This is a genomic window from Kineococcus terrestris (assembly GCF_041020755.1).
Classification (GTDB): domain Bacteria; phylum Actinomycetota; class Actinomycetes; order Actinomycetales; family Kineococcaceae; genus Kineococcus; species Kineococcus terrestris.
In genome coordinates this window covers 93659-116155 of the sequence record NZ_JBEUEI010000009.1, presented here as the reverse complement: position 1 = coordinate 116155, position 22497 = coordinate 93659, and the positions used below count along the sequence as shown (strand labels likewise).

The following is a 22497-nucleotide window of genomic DNA, read 5'->3' as shown; positions in this document are numbered from 1 at the left end:
GGCCCAGCGCGGCTCAGCGGACCGGCCCGCGCGGCCGATGGTGCACCTGAGCGACGCCGGCGGCACCCCGCGCCCGGCACGCGCGAGCAGCACCGGGAGGACACACGTGAAGGCGCTCTGGCAGGTCGTCCAGGACCTCGAGCACGCGTCCCGCAAGGGACGGCTGACACCCAGCTTCGTCGAGACGTACGCCGACAAGCACGGCGAGCGCGTCAGCGCCCTGTACGCGCTGGCCGCGAAGAACCTGCTGCCCATCGACCACGAGGCCGGGCGCAACGACCACATCCTGCGCGGTCAGGACGGCGAGCGGCCCGAGCGGCGCGGCACCGTCGACGAGGCCGCGGTCGCCGCCGCCGCGGAGGACTCCTCGCGGGAGATGCACCGCGAGCTGCGCCGCGCCCGCGACGACGGGCGCCCCTACGCGCTGCGCAAGCCGTCGAAGAACGCGTTCTTCATCGTCAAGGGCCGCTGAGCCGCCGCGACGCCACCGACCGGGGCGCCGGTCCCCCGCGGGGGCCGGCGCCTCGTCGCGTCCAGCGGCGCGGCTGCGGACCACCCGAACGGCGGCGGGTGCCCGCTCAGCTCCGCGGGCGCGGTGCCGATGGGCGGGGGACACGCACGACGAGCCCGCGCACGGCGCGACCGGGAAGGACACGCATGGCACTCGCCGAGGTCTCCGGCATCCTCTGGAAGGAGCGGGAGCTGCTGGAGCTGCTCCTGTTCAAGCTGGAGGAGGAGCAGCTCGTGCTGGCCAGCGGCCGCACGCGCTGGCTGGCGCACGCGACCCGCGAGGTCGAGTTCGTCATGGAGCAGATCCGCTCCACGGAGGTCCTGCGCGCCACCGAGGTCGACGCCGTCGCCGCCGAGCTGGGCCTGGAGCCCGGCCCGAGCCTCAACGCCCTCGCCGAGGCCGCCCCCGAGCCGTGGGGGGAGCTGCTGCGCGGTCACCGCGACGCCTTCCTCACCCTCACCTCCGAGATCCAGGACCTCGCCGACGCCAACCGCGACCTGCTGACCTCCGGCGCCCGCGCCGTGCGCGAGGCCCTCCTGGGCCTGGACACCACGCTCGACACCTACACCGCCCGGGGCAAGAACCACGCCGCCTCCGCCGGCGGGTCCCGCGCCCACTTCGTCGACGAAGCCCTCTGAGACAGGACCCCACGATGAGCACCTTCTCCGGCATCAACCAGGCGTCCCGGGCCCTGACCGCGGCGCAGCGGGCGATGGAGGTCACCGGCCAGAACATCGCCAACGCCAACACCCCCGGGTACTCGCGCCAGCGCGTCGACCAGGTCTCCAGCGTCGTCGCCGACACCGGCCAGTGGGCCCGGCAGGACGTGCCCGGCGACGGCGTGCAGATCACCGGCATCAGCCGCGTCGCCGACGCCCTGGCCGCGGCCACCGCCCGCCAGGACTCCGCCACGGCCGCCGAGCAGAAGACCACCGCGAGCGTGTGGGCCGGGATCGAGAACGCCCTCGGCGACACCGGCGCCACCGGCCTGAGCAGGGACCTCGCCGACCTGTCCGCCGCCTGGAACGACCTCGCCAACGCGCAGGGCTCCCAGGCCGCCGACGCCGCCAAGGCCCTCGTGCTCTCCCGCAGCCGGGCCGTCGCCTCGACCCTGAACTCGATGGACTCGCAGCTGAGCGCGCAGTTCGACGGGCTCGTCGGGCAGGGCCGGGCGGTCGTCGACCAGGCCAACGAGGCCGCCCGCCGCGTCGCCGACCTCAACGCCGTCATCCTGCGCGCCTCCTCCAGCGGCTCGATCCCCAACGAGCTGCTCGACCAGCGCGACGGGTACGTCAACCAGCTCGCCGACCTCACCGGCGCGCGCGTCGTGCAGCGCGAGAACGGCCTCGTGGACGTGTACGTGGGCAACGGGGCGATCGTGTCGCGCGACTCCGTCGAGCCGCTGACGCTCGTCAAGACGCCGGCCAGCCTGTCGCTGGAGTCCGCGAAGACCACCGGGCGGCTGACGTTCACCGTCGCCGGCAGCGTCGTCGAGCCGCCCGCCGGGCAGCTCAAGGCGACGCTCGACGCGGTGAACAAGACGCTGCCGGACCAGGTCAACGCGCTCGACGGCTTCGCCGCGAAGCTCGCCGGCGACGTCAGGACCGCGCACGGCACGGACGTCTTCACCGGCACGACGGCGAAGTCGATGGCGGTCGACCCGGCCGTGGTCCTCAACGGCAGCACCGGCACCAGCGTCGACGGCGCCGTGGCCAAGGCCGTCGTCGGCGCTCTCGGCACCGCCACCACCACGTGGCGCGGCCTCACCACCGACATCGCCGCCAAGACCCAGTCCGCCGACAACCGCGCCACGCTCGCCCAGCAGGTGTCGCTGAAGTCCTCCGCCGCCCGCGAGGCGGTCTCCGGCGTGAGCATCGACGAGGAGATGACGAACCTCGTCTCCTACCAGCACGCCTACTCGGCCGCCGCGCGCGTCCTCACCGCCATCGACGAGGCCCTCGACCGCCTCATCAACCGCACCGGCGTCGTCGGACGCTGAGCCCGACCCCGCCCGAGGAGGAACCGACATGATCGGCCGCGTGACCCAGCGCTCCATCGCGCTGAACTCCCTGACCAACCTGCAGGCCAACCAGGCCCGCTCCAGCAAGCTGCAGGAGCAGCTGACGAGCGGGACCAAGCTCGCCAAGGGCTCCGACGACCCCGTCGCCGCGGCCGCCGCCCTGCGCTACCGCGACGAGCTGGCGGCCAACGCCCGCCACGCCCGGAACATCCAGGACGCCTCCGCGTGGCTGACCACGCAGGAGAACGCGCTGACGGACGCGACGAAGGCCGTGCAGCGGATCAACGCGCTGACCGTGCAGGCGGCGAACACCGGCTCGGTGGACGCGAACGGCGCCAAGGCGATCACCGCCGAGCTCAAGGAGCTGAAGGCGCAGCTGCTGGCGGCGGCCAACACGACCTACCAGGGGCGTCCGGTGTTCGCCGGGACCAAGGACGTCGCCGCGGCGTACACCGACGCCGGCGCCTACGACGGCGGCACCACCACGGTCTCGCGCACTGTCGCACCTGGGCTCGAACTGCAGGTGGGTGTGCTCGGCTCGACGGCCTTCGGCGGCGCGTCGAGCACCGTCTTCGACGAGATCCAGTCTCTGGTCGACACCATCGAGAGCGGTGGGAACGCCGGCACCCACCTGGGAACCGTGCAGTCGCGCCTGACCGCCATCACCACGAGCCTCGGCACCGTCGGCGCCCTGACCAACAAGCTCGAGGCCGCCCAGCAGGTCAACCAGACCCGCGCGGACACCCTGACCACCGCCCTGGACGACGTCGAGGGCGTCGACCTCGCCAAGACGCTGGTCGAGTTCAACCTGCAGAACACCGCCTACCAGGCGGCGCTGCAGGCCACCGCCAAGGTCATCCAGCCGACCCTCCTGGACTTCCTGCGGTGACCGCGGCTCCTACGATGGCGCCCGTGTCCGACGTCCCCGCCGCTGGCCCGCAGGTCGACTTCGTCGCGCCCCTCATGGGGCTCGCCGAGCACACCAGCTTCACGCTGGTGCCCCTCGACGAGGACGGCGTCCTGTACGCCCTGCGCAGCGTGCGGGACCCGCAGGTGCGCCTGCTCGTGGTGGCGCCGGGGCGCTTCTTCCCCGGCTACACCCCCGAGATCGACGACGAGACGGTCAGCGCGCTGGACCTGCGCGACGCGACCGAGGCCGCGGTGCTGTGCGTGGTGAACCCGGGCACCGACCCGGCCTCGGCCACCGCCAACCTGCTGGCGCCCGTGGTGATCAACCACCGGTCGATGCGGGCGGCGCAGACGGTCCTCGTGGGCACCGACCTGCCGCTGCGCGCGCCGCTCGTGGCCGCCTGAGCCCGTCGCCCCCGAGGACCCCCACCGCGCCGCGGTGGGGGTCCTCGCGCGTCCGGCGCGTCTCCGGGCGGCGCGTGTCGGGGCCCGGCCCTAGGGTCGGGACGAGATCGACCGCCGCCGTCCGGAGGAGTGCCGCGTGAACCTGGAGCGCCCCGTCGCCCCCGACCCCTACTCGCTGCTGCCGCAGGTGCCCGGCTTCGCGCTGGAGTCCACCGACGTGCGCGAGGGCGAGCCGATGGCGGAGGCGCAGGCCTCCGGCGCGGTGTCGCCGCAGCTGTCGTGGAGCGGCTTCCCCGAGGGGACGCGCTCGTTCCTCGTCAGCTGCTTCGACCCGGACGCGCCCACCCCCGCGGGTTTCTGGCACTGGACGGTCGTCGACGTGCCGGTGTCGGTGACCTCGCTGGAGGCCGGCGCGGAGGCGCCCGAGGGCGCGACGGTTCTGCGCAACGACGTCGGCGGCCGCGGCTACACCGGTGCCGCGCCGCCGGAGGGCGACCGCCCGCACCGCTACGTCTTCGCCGTGCACGCCCTGGACGTGGAGTCGCTGGGCCTGCCCGAGGACGCCACCCCGACCGTGGCGGCCTTCTCCTCCCTGCCGCACCTGCTGGCGCGCGCCACCCTCACCGGCACCTACCAGCGGTGAGCTCGGACCCGACCTCGATCAGCGGCGACCTCCCGCTGCTGGACGCCGCCGAGCACCCCGAGCTGCTGCCGCCCGCCGTCCACGCCGCGCTGCCGGCGGGGGCGCGGGTGTGCGCCATCGACCCGGAGGTGGCCGACACGGCCGCCCTCGTCGAGGCGCACGGGGTGTCGCTGGAGGCGTCGGGCAACTGCGTCGTCGTGGCCGGCAAGCGCGAGGGCGAGGAGCGGGTGGCGGCCTGCGTGGTGCTGGCCACCACCCGTGCCGACGTCAACAGCGCGGTGCGCAAGGCGCTGGGCGTGCGCAAGGCGTCGTTCCTGCCGGTGGAGCGCGCCACCGCCGAGACGGGCATGGAGTTCGGCGGCATCACCCCCGTCGGGCTGCCCGACGGCTGGCGGGTCCTGGTGGACACGGCGGTCGCGCAGGCGGAGTGGGTGCTCATCGGCTCCGGCGTGCGCGGCTCGAAGCTCGTGGTGCGCGGCGCCGACGTGGCCGCGCTGCCCGGCGCCGAGGTCGCCGACATCGCGATCGGCCGCTGAGGCGCCGTGCGGCTGGACGCGCGGGGCCCGCGGGCGGCCGGCGAGGTGTGGGAGGACTACGCCCGTCCCGCCCGCTGGCCCGCGTGGTCGCCGCAGATCACGGGCGTCGACGCGTCCGCCGGGCGCATCGCCGCCGGGGTGACCGGCACCGTGCACGGCCCGCTCGGGCTGCGGGTGCGCTTCGCGGTGCTCGCCGTCGACGAGGACGCGCGCACGTGGACGTGGCGGGTCACCGCGGGCCCGGTCAGGGCCGAGCTGGAGCACGGCGTGGTCGCCGTCCCCGGCGGGACGTCGACGTGGCTGCTGCTGCGCGCGCCGGCCGTGCTCGCGCTGGCCTACTCCCCCGCCGCCCTCCTCGCCCTGCGCCGGCTCGTCGGCGCGTGAGCCGGTGGCCGCTCAGCCGCGGGTGGCCCACAGCGCGACGGCGGAGGCGGCGGCCACGTTGAGGCTGTCGACCCGCGGCGCCATCGGGATGCGGACGGTGACGTCCGCGCCGGCCAGCGCCCGGCGGGTCAGGCCGTCGCCCTCGGTGCCCAGCAGCAGCGCCAGCCGTTCCGGGGCGTCGAACGCGTCCAAGGCCGTGCTGTCGTCGGCCAGCGCGAGCGCCGCGACGGTGAACCCGCTGTCCCGCAAGAGGTCCAGGTCGCCGGGCCAGCCGGTGGCGCGCGCCCACGGCAGGTGCAGGACGGTGCCCATCGACACGCGCACGCTGCGCCGGTAGAGCGGGTCGGCGCAGCGGGGGCTGACGACGACGCCGTCGACGCCGAACGCGGCCGCCGAGCGGAACACCGCTCCGACGTTGGTGTGGTCGACGACGTCCTCCAGGACGACCAGCCGGCGCGCTCCCGGCCCGAGCCCCGCGAGCAGGTCGGCCACGGAGCGCTCGGGCGGGCGGTGCACCGAGGCGATGGCGCCGCGGTGCAGGTCCACCCCCGTCAGGACGGTGAAGGCGGCGGCCGGGGCGAGGAACACCGGCACGTCGTGCTCGGCCAGGACGGCGTCGAGGACGTCGGCGAGCTCGTCGGCGCGCGCCGGGGACAGCAGGAAGGAGCGGGGCCGGTGCCCGGCGGCCAGCGCCCGGCGCACCACCTCGACGCCCTCGGCGAGGAACAGGCCCTCCGCCGGTTCGCGGCGGGCGCGCAGCTGGACGTCCTTGAGGCGGGTGTAGTCGGCCAGCAGGGCCGCGTAGCGGGGGTCGGCGAGGTCGTCGAGCGGGATCCGCGGCACGGGCGGCGACGCTACCCGGCGGGGGTCAGGCGCGGACGGGAGCGGGTCCGGTCCCCGCCGGCGCGACGTCGGGCGCGTCGAGGTCCAGCACACCGTGCAGGACGCCGTCCGGCCCCGGGTGCAGGGCGCGCTCGACGTCGACGACGGGGCTGGGGTAGCCCAGCAGGTAGCCCTGCGCGGAGTCGCAGCCCAGCCGGCGCAGCGTGCGCAGCTGCTCGGGGGACTCCACGCCCTCGGCGACGACGCCCACGCCCATCGACTTGGCCATCCCGACGATCCCGGCGACCACGGCCTCGTCCTGGCGGTGCCGCCCCAGCCCGGCGACGAAGTGCCGGTCCACCTTCACGTGGTCGATGGGCATGGTCTGCAGGTGCGCCAGCGAGGACACCCCGCGGCCGAAGTCGTCGATGCCGACCCGCACGCCCATCGTGCGCAGCGCGTGCAGGGTGGAGAACCCGGCGGCGGCGTCGGCCACGAGCAGCTCCTCGGTGACCTCCACCAGCAGCGCGTCCCCGGCCGGGCCGGACGGCTGCGCGCCGGCGACCACGTCCAGCAGCGCGTCCCCCGCCAGCTGCCGCGGCGACAGGTTGACGGAGATCGTCAGGCGGCAGTCCTCGCCCGCCTCGTCGGCCTCGGCGTACCAGGTCTCCAGCGTGCGCCAGGCCTCCTGGATGACCCAGGCGCCGATGTCGAGGATGAGGCCGCTGCGCTCGGCGACGGGCACGAACTGCTCCGGCACGAGCAGCCCGCGGCGCGGGTGCTGCCAGCGCAGCAGCGCCTCCACGCCCTGCACGTGCCCGTCGCGCAGGTCCACGATCGGCTGGTAGTGCAGACGCAGCTGCCCCTGCTCGACGGCCAGCGCGAGGTCCACCTCGGTCTGGGACACGTCGACGGCCTGGGCCTGCATGCGCTCGTCGAACAGCTCCGAGCGCGCCTTGCCGCCCTCCTTGGCCCGGTACAGGGCCGCGTCGGCGCGGCGCAGCAGCTTGGAGGCGTCGCCCTCGTCGCGGGCCAGCGCGATCCCCACGCTGGGGGTGACGTCCACGGTGCGGCCGGCGCCGAGCTGGACGGGGCGGTCGGCGATGGCCGCCACGACGCGCTCGGCGATGCGGCTGGCGTTCAGCTCGTCGCTGAGGTCCTCGCACAGGACGGCGAACTCGTCGCCGCCGAAGCGCGCGACGGTGTCCTCCGGGCGCACGGTGGCGCGCAGCCGGTGGGCGACCTCCAGCAGGACGGCGTCCCCGCCGCCGTGGCCGTGGGTGTCGTTGATGCCCTTGAAGTTGTCCAGGTCCAGGTACAGGACGGCGCAGCCGCGCTGACCGCGGCGGGCCAGGGCGTGCTGCAGGCGGTCGGTGAACAGCTGCCGGTTGCCCAGGTCGGTGAGCGGGTCGTGCAGGGCCTGGCGGCGCGCCTCCTCCAGCTCGCCGCGCTGGCGCACGCCGTCCTCGTCGACGCGGTCGGCCGCGCCCAGGGCCAGGTACAGCAGGAAGACGGAGGTCAGGACGCCGGCCAGGAGGGCGGCCAGCAGGGTCTCCAGCGCGGGCGGGCCGTCGAGCAGGCGCTGCACGAGGGCGATCACCCCGACGAGCACGAACGGGGAGGACAGCGCCCACGGGACGAGGCGCACGCGGACCTCGTCGCCCGGCGCGTGCCTGCGGGCCCAGGGCCAGCGGGCCATGTCGGGCTCGCCCCCTTCCTCGTCGTCGCACCGGTGCGACCGCGACTCGGGAGCCCCAGAAGTCACTGTGCGCCGATACGTGAGCGCTCATCGTCACCGAGTTGCCGTCACCTGTCCAGCCCAACCGGGCCGCGCCCACCGAACCACGCGACGCACGGTGCTGGCTCGCTGACACGCTGTGCGCTCACCCGGACGGGTGACCCACCGCCCGCCCCTCCCCTGCCGTGATCACGGATGCGTCTCCCCCTCACCCGTCCACGATCACCGCGGGGCGGCCGCAGCCCTCCCCCTCCTTCCGTGATCTCGCAGGGACTACCAGCAAGATCACGGCGGGGGCGGGGCGTCGGGTGGAGAGGTGGCCGCGGGCGTAGCGGGACCGAGCAGGAGGCTCAGCGGGGCGGGACGAGGGTGCGGCGGTCGTCGGCGCCGCGGACGGTGAGGCGGGCGGCGTCGAGGGCCCGCAGCAGCGGCAGCGCCACCCGGCGCGAGGTGCCGAGGGCGCGGCGGGCGTCGCCGGCGCCGAAGGGCTGCGGCAGGCGCGCCAGCTCCACCGCGGCGCGCTGCAGGGCGCCGGGGGCCAGGACGATCCCCTCCCCCACCCGCTCCAGCGCGCCGACGCGCACGGCGGCGGCCAGCTCCGCGCGACCCAGGCCCAGCTCGCGCAGCCGCTCGGCGTCCGGCGCGACCCACGGCTCGCGCGCCAGGTCGGCCAGGACGGCGTCCACAGCGCGCCGCACGGCCGGCGGCAGGTCCGCCGGACCCGCCCCGCCCGCCGGCACGACGCGCCCGGCGGCCAGCCGCAGCCCGGGCGCGCCGGCGACCAGCGCCTCCACGAGCGCGCGGTCGGGCAGCCGCAGCGCCTGCCGGGCCTCCTCCAGCGCGGGGCCCGGCTGCAGGGGGTGCTGCGCGGTGTGGGCGGCGACGACGGCGGGCAGCCGCCGGCCCAGCTGCTCCCACACGGCCGGGTCGGCGTGCCAGTCCCCCGCCACGGGCGCGCTCGCGACGGCGACGCCGGCGCGGCGCAGGTCCCCGGCGCGCGCCAGGCCGCGCCGGCGCAGCTCCTCGGCCTCGTCGGGCGCGTCGGGGGCCGGGGCCAGCCGGTCGGCGCGGCGGGCGGCGGCCCCGCGCCGGGCCAGCCGCGGCGGGGTGGCGTCCAGCACGGTGCCGGCGCCGAGGACCTCGTGGCGGGCCGGCTCGCGCAGCAGCAGCCGGTCCCCCACGTGCAGGGGCAGGGGCCGGCGCAGCCGCACCCGCACGAGCAGGTCGTCGCCGGCGGTGCCCAGCGGCCGCAGCCGCACCGGCACGGCCGCCGAGCCCAGGTGCGCGACCAGCTCGCCGGGCAGCTCGCCGGCGCGAGCGGCGGCACCGGCCAGCCGGACGTCCGCGACGGCGGTCAGGGTCCAGGAGTCCGGCGTCAGCAGCGCGTCGCCGCGACCGAGCGCCGAGCGCTCCACGTCGCGCAGGTTCAGCGCCACCCGCGCCACGCCCCGCGCGCGCTCGACGTCGCGGCCGGTGCTCTGCACCCCGCGCACCCGCACGGCGCGCACGCCGTCGGCCGTCGCGAGCTCCAGCGCGTCGCCGACGGCGACGGTCCCGGCGGGCAGGGTGCCGGTGACGACGGTCCCGGCGCCGCGCACGGTGAAGCTGCGGTCCACCCACAGCCGCACGGGCGCGGTCGCGTCCGGGGCCGGCACCCGCGCCAGCACCCCGGCCAGGGCGGTGCGCACGTCGTCCAGCCCGGCGCCGGTGACCGCGCTGCACGCCACGGCCGGCACCCGCCCCAGCGGGGTGGCGGCCAGGCGCTCCAGGGCGTCGGCGGTGACGGGACCGGGGTCGGCCAGGTCGGCGCGGGTGACCACGAGCAGCCCGTGGCGCACGCCGAGCGCCGCGACGGCGGCCAGGTGCTCCGCGGACTGGGGCATCCACCCGCCGTCGGCGGCCACCACGACGCACACCACCGGCACGGGTCCGACCCCGGCGAGCATGGTCGGCACGAACCGCTCGTGGCCGGGCACGTCGACGAAGGCGACGGTGCCCGCGCCGGGCAGCTCGGTCCAGGCGAACCCCAGGTCGAGGGTCAGGCCGCGGCGCTTCTCCTCGGCGAAGCGGTCGGGGTCGGTGCCGGTCAGGGCCCGCACGAGGCTGGACTTGCCGTGGTCGACGTGCCCGGCGGTGGCGACGACGTGCACGTCAGGCTCCCGCCGCGGCGAGGGCGGCGAGGACCGCGCCGGCCAGGTCGCCGTCGCGCGCGGGCGGCACGCAGCGCGGGTCCAGCAGCAGCCGGCCGCGCTCGACGCGCCCGGCGACGGCCGGCTCGCCGGTGCGCAGGACGACGGCCAGGTCCGCGGGCAGCGACAGCGCCGCGGAGGGCAGCTGCACCCCGGGCGCTCCTCCGCCGCCGACGACGGCCGGGGCCTCGACGACCGCCACGTCGGCGTCCGGGCGGGCCGCGCGCACCGCGTCGGCCAGGGCAGCGCAGCGCCGGTGCAGCTGCGCCGGGTCGGCGTGCAGCGCCGTCCACGTCGGCGTCAGCGGCGCGCGCAGCGTGGCCTCCAGCGCGGCCAGGGTCAGCTTGTCCACGCGCAGCGCCCGGGCCAGCGGGTGCCGGCGCAGCCGCTCGACGAGGTCGGCGCGGCCCAGCAGCAGGCCGGCCTGCGGGCCGCCGAGCAGCTTGTCGCCGCTGGAGGTGACGAGGTCGGCGCCGGCGCGCAGCGCGGTGGCCGCGTCCGGCTCGTCCGGCAGCAGCGGGTCCGGGCGCAGCAGCCCGGAGCCGGTGTCGACGACGACGGGCACGCCCAGCGAGGCCAGCTCGCCCGGCTCGACGCCGGCGGTGAAGCCGGTGACGACGAAGTTGGAGGGGTGGACCTTCAGGACCATGCCGGTGTCCGGGCCGACGGCGGCGGCGTAGTCGGCCAGCGCGGTGCGGTTGGTGGTGCCGACCTCGCGCAGCCGCGCGCCGGTGGAGACCAGCAGGTCGGGCAGGCGGAACCCGTCGCCGATCTCGACCATCTCGCCGCGGCTGACGACGACCTCGCGGCCGGCGGCGAGCGCGGTGGCGGCCAGGACGAGGGCGGCGGCGCCGTTGTTGACGACGTGCACGTCACCGGCGTCGGGGACGGCGGCGCGCAGGGCGGCCAGGGCGCCGCGGCCGCGGCGGGCCCGGCGGCCGGTGGCCAGGTCCATCTCCACGTCGGTGGCACCGGCCGCGGCGGCGACGGCCTCCACGGCGTCGGCGGACAGGGCGGCGCGGCCGAGGTTGGTGTGCAGGAGCGCGCCGGTGCAGTTGAGGACGGGCACGAGGCTGGACGGGGCGGCCAGGTCCGCGGTGACGGCGGCGGCGACGACCTCCACGGGGTCAGCGGCGCCGTCCAGGGCGAGGTCGCCGGCGCGGGCGCGGGCCAGGACGTCGCGCACCCCGTCGCGGACGGCGTCGCGGCCGCGGCGGCGCAGCAGCGGCGCCAGGCCGGGGTGGGCGAGCACGGCGTCGGTGCGGGGCAGCGAGCGCCGGGGGTCGGGGCGCCCGTCGGGTCGGCGCGTCGTCGGGCTGTCCGGCACGGGCGCACCCTACGTCGCGGCGCTGCGCGGCCAGGCGCTGGCGGAGGCGGATGGGAATCGAACCCACCTGACCGAGGTGCTCGGTCACGACGGTGTTGAAGACCGCGGGGGCCACCAGGCACCCGTACGCCTCCCCGTCAGCGTGCGGCCAGCCTAGGTCACCGGACCCGGCCGGGGGCGGCCCGCCGGGCGCGCGCGGGAGGCTCCGCCTAGCGTGACCGCCGTGACCACGGGTGCTGCGACGGGGACGGGCGCGGGGACGGGGACGGCGCGGCGGCTGACGCAGTACGCCCACGGCGGGGGCTGCGCGTGCAAGATCCCGCCCGGGGAGCTGGCCGAGGTCGTCGCGGGCCTGCGCGACGTCGACGGCGCCCCGGACGGCCTGGTCGTCGGGGTGGGCGACGACGCGGCCGTGGTGCGGGTGGACACCTCCGGCCCGCGGCCGCTGGCGGTGATCGCGACGGCGGACTTCTTCACCCCGGTCGTCGACGACCCGTACGTGTTCGGGCGCATCGCGGCGACCAACGCCCTGTCGGACGTGTACGCGATGGGCGGGCGGCCGCTGGTGGCGGTGAACCTGCTGGGCTGGCCGCGCGACGTGCTGCCGCTGGAGCTGGCGCGGGAGGTGCTGCGCGGCGGGCTGGACGCGGCGCGCGCGGCCGGCTGCCACGTCGGCGGCGGGCACAGCATCGACGACCCGGAGCCCAAGTACGGCATGGCCGTCACGGGGGTCGGGGACCCCGATCGCCTGCTGCGCAAGGACGCCGCGCGGCCGGGAACGCCGATCACGCTGACCAAGCCGATCGGGCTGGGCGTGCTGAACAACCGCCACAAGCGCACCGGGGAGCGGTTCGCGGAGGCGGAGGAGCTGATGACGACGCTGAACGCGGAGGCGTCGGCGGCGGCGCTGGCGGCCGGGGCGCGCTGCGCCACCGACGTGACGGGGTTCGGGCTGCTGGGGCACCTGCACGAGGTGGCCTCGGCCAGCGGGGTGACGGCGGTGCTGGACGCCGCGGCGGTGCCGGTGCTGGAGGCGGCGCGCACCTCGCTGGCGGAGGGGTTCGTGCCGGGCGGCAGCCGGCGCAACCTGGACTGGGTGCGCCCGCACCTGGACGTGCGGGGCGTCGGCGAGGACGAGCTGGTGCTGCTGGCCGACGCCCAGACCTCCGGGGGGCTGCTGGTGGCCGGGGAGCTGCCGGGGTACCCGGTCGTCGGGGAGTTCGTCGCGCGCGAGGGGTCGACGACGGTGCGGGTGCGCCGCTGATCACCGGATCTTCTACTTCTAGTAGTGTCCGACTACCCTGCGTGAGAAGGCGCGGTGCGGGGAGGTCGGGTGGAGACGGTCGTGGGTGATCGCGGAGCAGCGGTTCCACCGCCCCGGCACGCCCCGGCACCCTTGACCGGCACCGTCCCGGCACCGCCCGGGCTGCCCGGCGCCGGCCCCGCCGGCCCCGCCGGCCCCGCCGGCCCCGCCGGCCCCGCCGGCCCCGCGCCGGCGTCCGTCGGGGCCAGCGAGTCGGTGCTGGACCACCTGGCCGCCGTCGTGCCGCTGCGCCGCTGGACGATCACCCGCGACGACCGCGGCCGGCACCGCGTGGTCGCGACGCGCTCCACGCCCGGCGCGGCGTCCGGCGCCCGGACCGGGGAACCGTCGGAGGAGCTGCCCGGGGAGCTGCCCGGGGAGCTGCCCGACGGCGCGCCCGACACCGCTGCGCTGGCCCGCGGGACCGCCCGCGAACCGCGGCTCCTCGTGCGCGACGGCTTCACGGTGACCCCGCTGCTGGGCGAGGACGGCACCGTGCAGGGCGCGCTGTGGGGCCAGGACGAGCCCGCGCGGCTGCTGGCGGTGCGCGCGCACCTGCCGCTGCTGGGCCTGCTGGCGCGGCTGCTCGGCTCGCTGCTGCAGGGCGAGCGGCACGCCGCGCACCTGCAGCGCGTCGCGGCCCGGGCGCTGGAGCAGGCCGAGACCGACAGCCTGACGGGGCTGGCGAACCGCCGCGGCTGGGCGCGCACGGTCGCCGACCTGCGCGCGCACCGGCCGGACGGTCCCGGTGCGGCACCCGGCGGCTCGTGCGTCGTCGTGCTCGACCTGGACGACCTGAAGGTCGTCAACGACGGCCTCGGGCACCGGGCGGGCGACCGCCTGCTGCGGCGGGCCGCGGCCGTCCTGCGCGAGCACGTGCGCGAGGAGGACGTGGTGGCGCGCTTCGGCGGCGACGAGTTCGCGGTGCTGCTGGCGGGGGCCGACCAGCCGGCCGGCGAGGCCTTCGCGCGGCGGCTGCGCGACGGGCTGGCCGCCGCGGGCGTGTCCGCGTCCCTGGGGGTGAGCGAGTGGCTGCCCGGGCAGGAGCTCGACGCCGCGTGGCAGCGCGCCGACCAGGCGATGTACGACGACAAGCGCGAGCGCGCCCAGCGGCGGTCGCTGGACCTGCGCGGGCGCTGAGCGGGCCCTCCCGCTCGCGGCGCGTCACCGCGCGCGCCCCCTCGTGCCCCGCTCACCGACCGCGACCACCCGTTCGGGTCAGCGGGCGTGACGCTCAGGTACCTCGCCGGCGTGCCGATGGGACGCCCGACAGCGGCGCCCGTCGCTGCGCACCACCCGCGCACCGCCCGAGGGAGCTGAGATGAACGTCGACCGCCCCGTCCGCCCCGCCCGGGCCGGCACCCCCGACCGCCGCGCGTCCCTCCCGGCGGGCGGCGCCGACGTGCCCGTCGTGGTGCGCCGGCCCACGGCGCTGCTGCACCTGGCGCCCAGCGACCTGGCCTTCATCGCCGCGAGCACCGGCGAGCACGTCGACCCCGCGGCCGGTCAGGCCTCCACGCTGGCCTGGACGCTGGCCCACGACCGCGCCGACGGCACCCTGGCTCCCGGGCACCCGGTCACCCCCGCGTACCTGCAGCGGCTGGCGTCGGTGTTCGGCACGGCCTCCGGCGGTGTCGACGACCTGTTCACGGCCGCGCAGCTGCGCACCGCGCACGAGTACCTCGACGCCCACGGCGGCGCCGCGCGCACCGACTTCCGCGCCTGAGCCGCCCCCGCCCCGCCCACCACCTCATCCCCCGCTCCTCCGCGGTGATCACGCACGGGTGAACGCTCACCCCTCCACGATCACGGAGGGAGCGGGTGGGGGTCGTCAGGTGGTGACGGGCGCGGGGACCGGGGCGGGCTCGTCGGCGACGACGGTGACGTCGCGCCCGCGCTCCTTGCCCTCGTACAGCGCCAGGTCGCACAGGGCCAGGACCTCGGCCGCCGTCTGCCCGGGCCGCCACTGCGCCACCCCGGCCGTGCAGGTCTGCCCGCGGGGGACGACGGCGCGGATGCGGTCCGCCACGGCCCGCGCGCCGGCCGCGCTGCACCCGGGCAGCGCCAGGACGAACTCCTCCCCGCCCCAGCGGGCCAGGGTGTCCACCTCGCGCAGGCAGCCGGCGGCGGCGGTGGCGAACTCGCGCAGCAGGTCGTCGCCGGCCAGGTGGCCGAGGGTGTCGTTGTAGCGCTTGAAGTGGTCCAGGTCGAGCAGGACGAAGGACAGCGGCAGCCCCGAGCGGGCGGCGCGCGCGGTCTCGGAGGCGACGCTCTCGTCCCAGCGGCGGCGGTTGGCCAGTCCCGTCAGGGGGTCCCGCTCGGCGGCCAGGGCCAGGCGCAGCAGCAGGTCGGCGCGCTCGACGGCGTGCGCGGCCTCGGAGGCCAGGGTGGCGAGCGCGATCGGCACGTGCGCCGGCAGGGCGTCCACGCGCGCGCGCCAGACGCACACCAGCACCCCGGCCCGCTCCCCCAGGCTCGTGCGCACGGGCTGGAAGGCGGCCGAGGTCACCCCCAGGCCCTCGCGCAGGCGCGGTGAGGCGCCGTCGTGCGCGGCCAGGTCGGCGACGAACAGCGGGTCGCCGCCGCGGATGACGGCGGTGGTCACCGACTCCTCCTCCAGCCGCACGCTGACCGGCGGGAAACCGGCGCCGGCGACGGCCGCGCTGCTCAGCGCCCCGGACCCGTCGGGCTCGAGCAGGTAGGCGCCGTCGGCGCCGGTGACCTCGCGGGCGGCCGCGCAGATGGCCGCGCGCACGTCCTCGGCGGCGTTGAGCGAGCGCAGGGCCGCCGTGAGGGCGGCGGCGTGCTCGGCCTGCCGCAGCGCCCCGGCGGCCTGGGCCCGCACGCGGGCCAGGAGGGCGTCGCGCTCGTCGCGGACCAGGGCGAGCACGAGGCCGACGACGGCGGACACGCCGACGAACGCCTGCACGAGCAGGGCGGGCAGGACGGCCGCGGCGACCTCGTCCGGCGCGGCGGGGAACACCCCGGGGAACGGCCCGGCGAAGGGGCCGACGCCCTCCAGGGTGAGGACCACGGCGGCCGCGCCCGCCAGGAGGTTGTGGACGCTGAGCACGGAGGTGCTGAAGCGCAGCGCCGCCCACACCGTCAGCGGCAGCAGCAGGAACGCGACGGGCAGGCCCTCCAGGTGCGTGAACAGCCACCCGTGCAGCAGGACGCCCGTCGCCGCCAGGGCGGCCAGCTCCCCGGCCCGGGGCGGCCGGCGCGGCAGGCCGCGCTGCTGCAGCCGCAGCCCGAGGGGGACGACGAGCAGGACGCCGACGACCGCGCGCGCCGTCCACACGGCCAAGGACGTCCACGACCACCCGCCGGGCAGGGCGTCGGCCGCGGCCGCCGCGCCGAGGGCCGCGGCGCCCGCGGCGGCGGCGGCCAGGGCGGTCGCGGCGACGAGGGCGACGAGGTGGCGCACCCGGTCCAGGGGCGCCCCGGCCACCAGGCGCGGCGCCCAGCGGCCCAGCAGGGCGACCAGCAGGAGGGTCTGCCCCAGCAGCGCGGCGGTCAGCAGCGCGGCCGCGGGCACGTCGGCGCCGGTCAGCAGGTGCACCGGCAGCGAGACGACGGTCAGCGGGACGGCGAACGCGGCCGCCCGCAGGACGGCGCCGGACGCGGCGCGGCGGCCCGGAGGCGCGCGGTGGCCCCGCCCCGCACCGGCGCGGGTGCGGGCGCACCACAGCGCGGCCACCCCCGCGGCCGGGGACACGAGCGCGAAGCCGTGCCCCTCCAGCGCGGTCAGGCGCCCGGCGGCCAGGGCCAGCCCGAGGAGCACCGTCCACCGCAGCGCGCGGAGGGCGGTGGCGGTCGTCCTGCGCACGGCACCTCCTCCCGGCGGCCACGGGTCCGGGCCGCTCGCGGTCCCCGGCGGACGGTCCGCTGCCCGGGGCTCTGCACAGGTCGCTCGGTCACGCGCCGTCGCACCTTGAGCCGTCCGGGGACGGCGGGCACCCGCGCGGGCACCGTCCCGCTGGTCCGGACGGGTCGCTCCCGTCCCGCGCCGTGGCACGCGGTGGGCCGCCCGGGCTCAAGTCCTCCCCGAGCGCGCCGACCTCTGGAGAGCCCGGTGCGCACGTCCCGCCCGGGCCGAGGCGACCAGGGCGACGACGGAGGACCGGCCGTGGCGAAGGTGCTCGTGGTGGAGGACGACCAGGACATCCGCACGCTGCTGGAGGTGCGGCTGCGCGGTGCGGGGCACCGGGTGCTGGGTGCCGGCAGCGCCGACGAGGCGCACGCGGTGCTGGCCGAGCGCGGCGCGCCGGACGTCGTCGTCAGCGACGTGACGCTGCCGGGCACGAGCGGGCTGGACCTGGTGCGCGCCCTGCGCGCCGACGAGCGCTACGCCGCGGTGCCGGTGGTGTTCCTGTCCGGGCGCGTGCAGGAGGCCGACATCGCGGCCGGCCGCGCCCTGGGCGCCACCTACCTGACGAAGCCGGTGGTGCTCAGCGCCCTGGCCAAGGCGATCGAGCACGCCCTCGCGGTGCCCGCGGCGGGCGACGGCTGGTGAGCGGGGACTCGGCCGACCCCCGCGGCGCGAGCGGCGGCCGGGCGCGGCAGCCGGTCTCGCGGCTGCTGGCCACGGGCCTGGTGCTGGCGGTGGCGAGTCTGGTCCTGGCGGGCACGTCCTCGTACGTGCGCATCCAGGGCCTGCTGCTCGACCAGGACCGGGTCGAGCGCACCCACGCCGTCCTGGACGACGTGAGCAGCGTGCGGGTGCTGCTGCGCGACGCCGAGCGCGGCCAGCGCGGCTACCTCATCACCGGCCGCGAGTACTACCTGGAGCCCTACGAGGGTGCGCGCGGGCAGATCGCCGACGCCGTGGCCGGGCTGGTCGCCGAGACGGCCGGCACCCCGGCCGGCGACGCCGCCGGCGCGGAGCTGGCCGCGGCGGTGCGCGAGAAGCTCGTGGAGCTGGACAGCACGGTCGAGGTGCGCCGCGAGCGGGGCTTCGAGGCGGCGCGGGCCGTCGTCGCGACCGACGCCGGCCGGCGGGCGATGCGCCGCACCACCGCCGCCCTGGACGTCCTGGAGACCGAGCAGCGCGCGGTGCTGACCGCCCAGCGCGCCGCCGGCGCCGAGCGCGCGGCCGCGACCCACCGCCTCGTGCTGGCGGGCACGGCGCTGGCGCTGGTGCTGGTGGCCGGCGGCGCGGTGTGGGTGCGCCGCTCCCTCGTGCAGCCGGTGCAGGAGGTCGCGGCCGCGGCGCAGCGGCTCGCGGCCGGCGAGCCGCCGCGGGTGCGCGTGGAGCGCGGGCCGCGGGAGGTCGTGGAGGTGGCCCGCGCCATCGAGGGCGCGGTCGGCGTGCTGGTGCGCGCCCGCGACGAGGCCCTGGCCGCCGACGCGGCCAAGACGTCGTTCCTGGCGACGATGAGCCACGAGGTGCGCACCCCGATGAACGCCGTCATCGGGATGAGCGACCTGCTGCTGCAGACGCCCCTGGACGACCGCCAGCGCGAGCTGGCCGAGACGGTGCGCGACTCCGGCGACGCGCTGCTGTCCACCATCGACCAGGTGCTGGACTTCTCCCGGCTGCAGAGCGGGGACCTGCGCCTGGCCGAGGCGCCGTTCAGCGTGCGCCGGGTCGCCGAGTCCGCGGTGGCGCTGCTGGCGCACGAGGCCTCGGCCAAGGGCCTGGAGCTGACCGCGCACGTGGAGGCGCCGCCGGCGACGGTGCTCGGCGACGCGGACCGGCTGCGGCAGGTCGTGGTGAACCTGCTGGACAACGCGGTGGAGTTCACCTCCCGCGGGGAGGTCGCCCTGACCGTCGTGGCGACGCCGGCAGCGGACGCGCAGGACCTGGTGGACGTGCGGATCGCCGTGCGCGACACCGGGACCGGCATCGCCCCGCACGACGTGGCCAGGCTGCTGGAGCGCTTCGGGCAGCTGGACTCCTCCACGACCCGCAGCCACGGCGGCGTGGGCCTGGGCCTGGCGATCAGCTCCCGGCTGGTCGCGGCGATGGGCGGGCGCCTGGACGTGGACAGCGTCCCCGGCATCGGCTCGACGTTCTCCGTGGCGCTGCGCCTGCCGGCCGGGCCGCCGCTGGAGGCGGGGCGGACCGCCGCCCCCTCCACGCTGGCGGGCCGGCACGTCCTCGTCGTCGACGACAACGCCACGAACCGGCGCGTGCTGCGCCTGCAGCTGGAGGGCTGGGGCGCGCGCTGCACCGACGTCGCCTCCGGGGCGGACGCGCTGCGGCTGCTGTCCACGGTGGCGGACGTGGCGGACGTGCCGGCGGTCGCGGTGGTCGACATGCACATGCCGGGCATGGACGGCGAGCAGCTGGCCCGCGCGGTCGCGCAGCTGCCGGCGCACCGGCGCCCGGCGGTGACGGCGCTGCTGACCAGCGTGCACGTGCCGGCCGCGGCCGCCGGCGGTGTCTTCGACGTGGTGCTGCCCAAGCCGACCCGCAGCGAGGTGCTGCGCGCCGCGCTGGAGCAGGCGCTGGGCCGGGCCGAGGACCCCGCGCAGGGCACGGCGGGCCCGGCGGGCGGCGCCGGGCGGCCGGCCGCGGCGCCGGAGCCGGCCGGCCCGGCGGCGCCCGCGCGGGCCCTGCGGGTGCTGCTGGCGGAGGACAACGTCGTCAACCAGCGCGTCGCGCAGCTGCTGCTGGCCCGCTTCGGGCACGCGGTGCAGGTGGTCGCCGACGGCCGGGCGGCCGTGGAGGCGGTGCGCGAGCGCGAGTACGACGTCGTCCTCATGGACCTGCACATGCCGGGGATGGACGGGCTGGAGGCCACCCGGCGCATCCGCGCCGACCTGCCCGCCGACCGGCAGCCGCCCGTGGTGGCCCTGACGGCCAGCGTGCTCACCGGCGACCGGGACGCGTGCGCGGCCGCGGGCATGGACGAGCACCTCACCAAGCCGGTGCGCGCGCGCGAGCTGCAGGACGTGCTGCAGCGGGTCGTGCTGCAGCGGCTCGTGGGCTCGGTGCGCCGCGACGGCGAGCGGGCGCGTGCCGCGCACCGCCTGGACGGCGCGGCCCCCGCGGCGCTCGCCGGCGGCCCCGCCCCGTCGCCCGTCCCGTCGCCCGCCCCCTCGCCGGTCCCGACCGCGGACCCGACCGCGGACCCGACCGCGGCCCCGGCGCCGTGGCCGCCGCTGGAGGTGTCGGTGCGGGCCCGCCTGGAGGACCTGGGCGGGGTCGCGACGGCGCAGGACCGCGAGCTGTTCGCCGGGCTGCTGACCTCCTTCGCCGACCGCGCCCCCGCCGCGCTGGCGCAGCTGCGCGAGGCCGTGCTCGCGGGCGACCCCGCGGCCGTGGCGGTGCACGCGCACGCCCTGAAGGGCTCGGCGGCCAACCTCGGCGCCGAGGAGCTGGCGCAGGCGTGCGCGCAGCTGGAGGACACCGCGCGCGGCGGCGGCAGCGCCGGCGCGGGACAGCTGGACGAGCTGGACGACCTGACCGGCCGGGCGTGCGCCGCGGTGCGCGCCCTGGCGGGTGAGCTGCGCGCCGTCGACGCCCCGCGGGTGGCCCCGTGACCGGCCCCGCGACCAGCCCCGCGACCAGCCCCGTGACCAGCCCCGCGACCGGCCCCGCGACCGGGGTCCCGCCGCGCGCCGCCGGGCTGCCGGCCGCCGCCGCCTTCGCCGCGGTGTTCGCGGCGGCGGTGTGGCTGGGCCGCTCGACCGCCGTGGACGCCAGCGGCATCGGCCTGGTCCACCCGGGGGCCGGGATCGCCGCGCTGTGGTTCCTCGCCCGCCGCGGCGGGGCGCACCGCTGGGCGGACTGGAGCGCGCTGGCGGTGCTGAGCGGCGCGGTGACCGCGCTGACCGGCACCCCGCTCGCGCTGGCGGCCGCCCTGGCCGGCGCGAACGTCGTCCAGGTCGCGGTGCTGCTGCGCGCCGCGGCGGCCTGGTGCCCGCACGTGGGCCTCCGCCCGCCGGCGACCGTGGCCGACCTGGGCCTGCTGCTCGGGGCGGCGGGCGCGGCCTCGGCCGCCGGCGCTGTCGTGGGCACCGGCGCGGTGTGGGTCGCCACGGGCACCTGGTCGTGGGTGGGCGCCGCGGTGTGGGTGGCGCGCGGCGCGGTGGCGGTGCTGCTGGCGGTGTGCGCCGGACCGCGCCTGGCGGCCGCGGTGCGGGCGGCCCGCGCGCGCGGGGACCGGCCCGGGCGCCCGGCGCCCTGGCGCGTGGTGGAGCTGGTGGCCGTCGTGGTGGCCGGCGCGCTCGCGCACCTCCTCGTCTTCGGGGCGCTGGACTCCCTGCCGCTGGTGTTCGTGCCGGTCGGTCTCGTCGTCTGGGTGGCGCTGCGCTTCGACACCACGGCCCTGGTGCTGCTCGTGGTGGTCGCGGCCGTCGCCGCGGTGGGCCTGACCCTGGCCGGGCATGGCCCGTTCGCGCACGTGGCCGACCCCGGCGCCCGCGCCCTCGTCGTGCAGGCGTACGCGGGGCTGAGCGCCGTCATCGGCCTGGCGCTGGCGCTGGGGCGCGACGAGCGCGAGGAGCTGCTGCGCCAGGTGCGCGCGGCGGCCGCGGAGGCCGAGCGGCGCGGGGAGCTGGCCGAGGCCGTCCTCGCCAGCGCCGAGGTGGGCGTCGTCGTCGCCGACCCGGACGGGCACCTGGTGCAGTTCAACGGGGTCGCCCGCACCTGGCACGGCCTGGACGCCGACGCCGACCTGGACCCCGCCGAGCACGCCGGCGCCTACGACCTGTTCGCCGCCGACGGGCGCACCCCGCTGACCCCGTCGGCGGTCCCCCTGGCCCGCGTGTTCCGCGAGGAGTTCGTGCGCGGGGTGCAGATCGTCATCGCCCCGCGCGGGCGCCGGCCGGTGACGGTCGTGTGCTCGGGGCGGCTGATGCGCGCCGCCGACGGCACCGCGCTGGGCGCGGTCGTCGCCATGCAGGACGTCACCGCGGTGCGGGCCCGCGAGGCCGCGCTGGTGGAGGCGCACGCCGAGCTGGCCGAGCGCACCGAGGAGCTGCTGCGCTCCAACGGCGAGCTGGAGCACTTCGCCGGTGTCGCCGGCCACGACCTGGGGTCCCCGCTGACCGTGGTGTCGGGGTACGTGCAGATGATCGGCGAGGTGCACGGCGAGGCGCTGGGCGAGGAGGGCCGCGGCTGGGTGGCCGCGGCGCTGCGCGGGGTGGACCGGATGAGCGCGCTCATCGACGCCCTGCTGCGCCACTCGCGGGCCGGGGCCGTGGTGTGCGAGCGGCGGCCCACCGACACCGGCGAGGTCCTCGCGCAGGCGTGCGACGACCTGGCCGCGCAGGTGGCCGCGGCCGGTGCCGCGGTGCGCGCGCCCGCTCCCCTGCCGGTCGTGCACGCCGACCCGGTGCTGCTGCGCCAGCTGCTGCAGAACCTCGTGGGCAACGCGGTCAAGTACCGCGACCCGGCGCGCGCGTGCGTGGTGGAGGTGACCGCCGCCCGCACGGGCGAGGGCTGGGAGTTCCGCGTCGCCGACAACGGCCGCGGCATCCCCGAGGCCGACCGCGAGCGGGTGTTCGAGATGTTCGCGCAGGTGGGGACGCCGGACGGGGCCGGGCAGAGCGGGCCCGGCGGTCACGGCATCGGGCTGGCGACCTGCCAGCGGATCGTGCGCCGCCACGGCGGGCGGGTGCGCGCCGAGGAGAGCCCCGGCGGGGGCACCACGGTGGTGTTCACGCTGCCGCAGCGCGCCGCGGAGGCCCCCGAGGGTGTCGCGGCCGCCGCGGCGCGGCGCGCCGGGGCCCTCCCGGTCGGCTGAGCCGGGCTCCGG

19 protein-coding genes and 1 tRNA gene are annotated in these 22497 nt (G+C 78.1%); 14 read left to right on the top strand and 6 right to left on the bottom strand.

Annotated elements, in window-relative coordinates:
* Positions 1-106 precede the first annotated feature (106 nt).
* From AB8M62_RS07830 to AB8M62_RS07795, 8 genes are all read left to right on the top strand, one after another.
* Positions 107-472 (top strand): hypothetical protein, encoded by a 366-nt coding sequence (locus AB8M62_RS07830; protein ID WP_369069149.1) that lies wholly within the window; start codon positions 107-109, stop codon positions 470-472.
* Positions 473-657: 185 nt separating this feature from the next.
* Entirely contained in the window at positions 658-1149 is a 492-nt protein-coding gene (gene flgN, locus AB8M62_RS07825) for a flagellar export chaperone FlgN (RefSeq protein WP_369069148.1), read from the top strand.
* A 14-nt stretch (positions 1150-1163) separates the two neighbouring features.
* Positions 1164-2510: a flagellar hook-associated protein FlgK gene (gene flgK, locus AB8M62_RS07820; protein WP_369069147.1), complete on the top strand. Its 1347-nt coding sequence runs from the start codon at positions 1164-1166 to the stop codon at positions 2508-2510.
* A gap of 28 nt (positions 2511-2538) precedes the next feature.
* On the top strand, positions 2539-3420 hold the full coding sequence (flgL, locus tag AB8M62_RS07815) for a flagellar hook-associated protein FlgL (protein ID WP_369069146.1): 882 nt from the start codon (positions 2539-2541) through the stop codon (positions 3418-3420).
* 23 nt (positions 3421-3443) lie between these two features.
* Entirely contained in the window at positions 3444-3845 is a 402-nt protein-coding gene (gene fliW, locus AB8M62_RS07810) for a flagellar assembly protein FliW (protein ID WP_369069145.1), read from the top strand.
* 136 nt (positions 3846-3981) lie between these two features.
* Positions 3982-4488, top strand: coding sequence for a YbhB/YbcL family Raf kinase inhibitor-like protein (locus AB8M62_RS07805; protein WP_369069144.1), 507 nt, complete (start codon positions 3982-3984; stop codon positions 4486-4488).
* Positions 4485-5024 carry a YbaK/EbsC family protein gene (locus AB8M62_RS07800; protein ID WP_369054133.1) on the top strand — a complete coding sequence of 180 codons (540 nt, stop codon included), beginning with the start codon at positions 4485-4487 and terminating at the stop codon, positions 5022-5024. Before AB8M62_RS07805 ends, AB8M62_RS07800 begins: the two co-directional genes overlap by 4 nt.
* A 6-nt stretch (positions 5025-5030) precedes the next feature.
* The gene (locus AB8M62_RS07795; protein ID WP_369054132.1) at positions 5031-5408 is read left to right on the top strand and encodes an SRPBCC family protein; all 378 of its coding nucleotides are present in this window, start codon (positions 5031-5033) and stop codon (positions 5406-5408) included.
* Positions 5409-5420: 12 nt separating this feature from the next.
* Here AB8M62_RS07795 and AB8M62_RS07790 read toward each other — a convergent pair whose 3' ends face one another.
* The 5 genes from AB8M62_RS07790 to AB8M62_RS07770 form a co-directional block, all read right to left on the bottom strand.
* The gene (locus AB8M62_RS07790) at positions 5421-6251 is read right to left on the bottom strand and encodes a TrmH family RNA methyltransferase (RefSeq protein ID WP_369069143.1); all 831 of its coding nucleotides are present in this window, start codon (positions 6249-6251) and stop codon (positions 5421-5423) included.
* Positions 6252-6276: 25 nt separating this feature from the next.
* The gene (locus AB8M62_RS07785) at positions 6277-7878 is read right to left on the bottom strand and encodes a putative bifunctional diguanylate cyclase/phosphodiesterase (RefSeq protein ID WP_369054129.1); all 1602 of its coding nucleotides are present in this window, start codon (positions 7876-7878) and stop codon (positions 6277-6279) included.
* Positions 7879-8318: 440 nt separating this feature from the next.
* On the bottom strand, positions 8319-10118 hold the full coding sequence (gene selB, locus AB8M62_RS07780; protein ID WP_369069142.1) for a selenocysteine-specific translation elongation factor: 1800 nt from the start codon (positions 10116-10118) through the stop codon (positions 8319-8321).
* Between the two features lies 1 nt (position 10119).
* Entirely contained in the window at positions 10120-11484 is a 1365-nt protein-coding gene (gene selA / locus AB8M62_RS07775; RefSeq protein ID WP_369069140.1) for an L-seryl-tRNA(Sec) selenium transferase, read from the bottom strand.
* A gap of 38 nt (positions 11485-11522) precedes the next feature.
* Positions 11523-11618: transfer RNA gene (locus AB8M62_RS07770), tRNA-Sec, on the bottom strand.
* 89 nt (positions 11619-11707) lie between these two features.
* Between AB8M62_RS07770 and selD the strand changes: the two genes are divergently transcribed.
* From selD to AB8M62_RS07755, 3 genes are all read left to right on the top strand, one after another.
* On the top strand, positions 11708-12748 hold the full coding sequence (gene selD, locus AB8M62_RS07765; protein ID WP_369069139.1) for a selenide, water dikinase SelD: 1041 nt from the start codon (positions 11708-11710) through the stop codon (positions 12746-12748).
* 132 nt (positions 12749-12880) lie between these two features.
* Positions 12881-13927, top strand: a complete 1047-nt coding sequence (locus AB8M62_RS07760; protein WP_369069138.1) for a diguanylate cyclase — start codon at positions 12881-12883, stop codon at positions 13925-13927.
* Between the two features lie 181 nt (positions 13928-14108).
* Positions 14109-14513, top strand: a complete 405-nt coding sequence (locus AB8M62_RS07755) for a hypothetical protein (RefSeq protein ID WP_369054121.1) — start codon at positions 14109-14111, stop codon at positions 14511-14513.
* 105 nt (positions 14514-14618) lie between these two features.
* Here the strand turns inward: AB8M62_RS07755 and AB8M62_RS07750 are convergent, their stop codons facing one another.
* Positions 14619-16616: a GGDEF domain-containing protein gene (locus AB8M62_RS07750; protein ID WP_369069137.1), complete on the bottom strand. Its 1998-nt coding sequence runs from the start codon at positions 16614-16616 to the stop codon at positions 14619-14621.
* A gap of 300 nt (positions 16617-16916) precedes the next feature.
* Here AB8M62_RS07750 and AB8M62_RS07745 point away from each other — a divergent pair, with 300 nt between their 5' ends.
* Genes AB8M62_RS07745 through AB8M62_RS07735 form a run of 3 tightly spaced genes read left to right on the top strand, consistent with a single transcriptional unit; the run spans position 16917 to position 22485 of the window.
* Complete coding sequence (locus tag AB8M62_RS07745) at positions 16917-17303, top strand: response regulator (protein WP_369054118.1); 387 nt, start codon at positions 16917-16919, stop codon at positions 17301-17303.
* Positions 17300-20278 carry a hybrid sensor histidine kinase/response regulator gene (locus AB8M62_RS07740; protein WP_369069136.1) on the top strand — a complete coding sequence of 993 codons (2979 nt, stop codon included), beginning with the start codon at positions 17300-17302 and terminating at the stop codon, positions 20276-20278. The genes AB8M62_RS07745 and AB8M62_RS07740 overlap by 4 nt, the downstream gene beginning before the upstream one ends.
* Positions 20275-22485, top strand: coding sequence for a sensor histidine kinase (locus AB8M62_RS07735; RefSeq protein ID WP_369069135.1), 2211 nt, complete (start codon positions 20275-20277; stop codon positions 22483-22485). Before AB8M62_RS07740 ends, AB8M62_RS07735 begins: the two co-directional genes overlap by 4 nt.
* Positions 22486-22497: the final 12 nt, after the last annotated feature.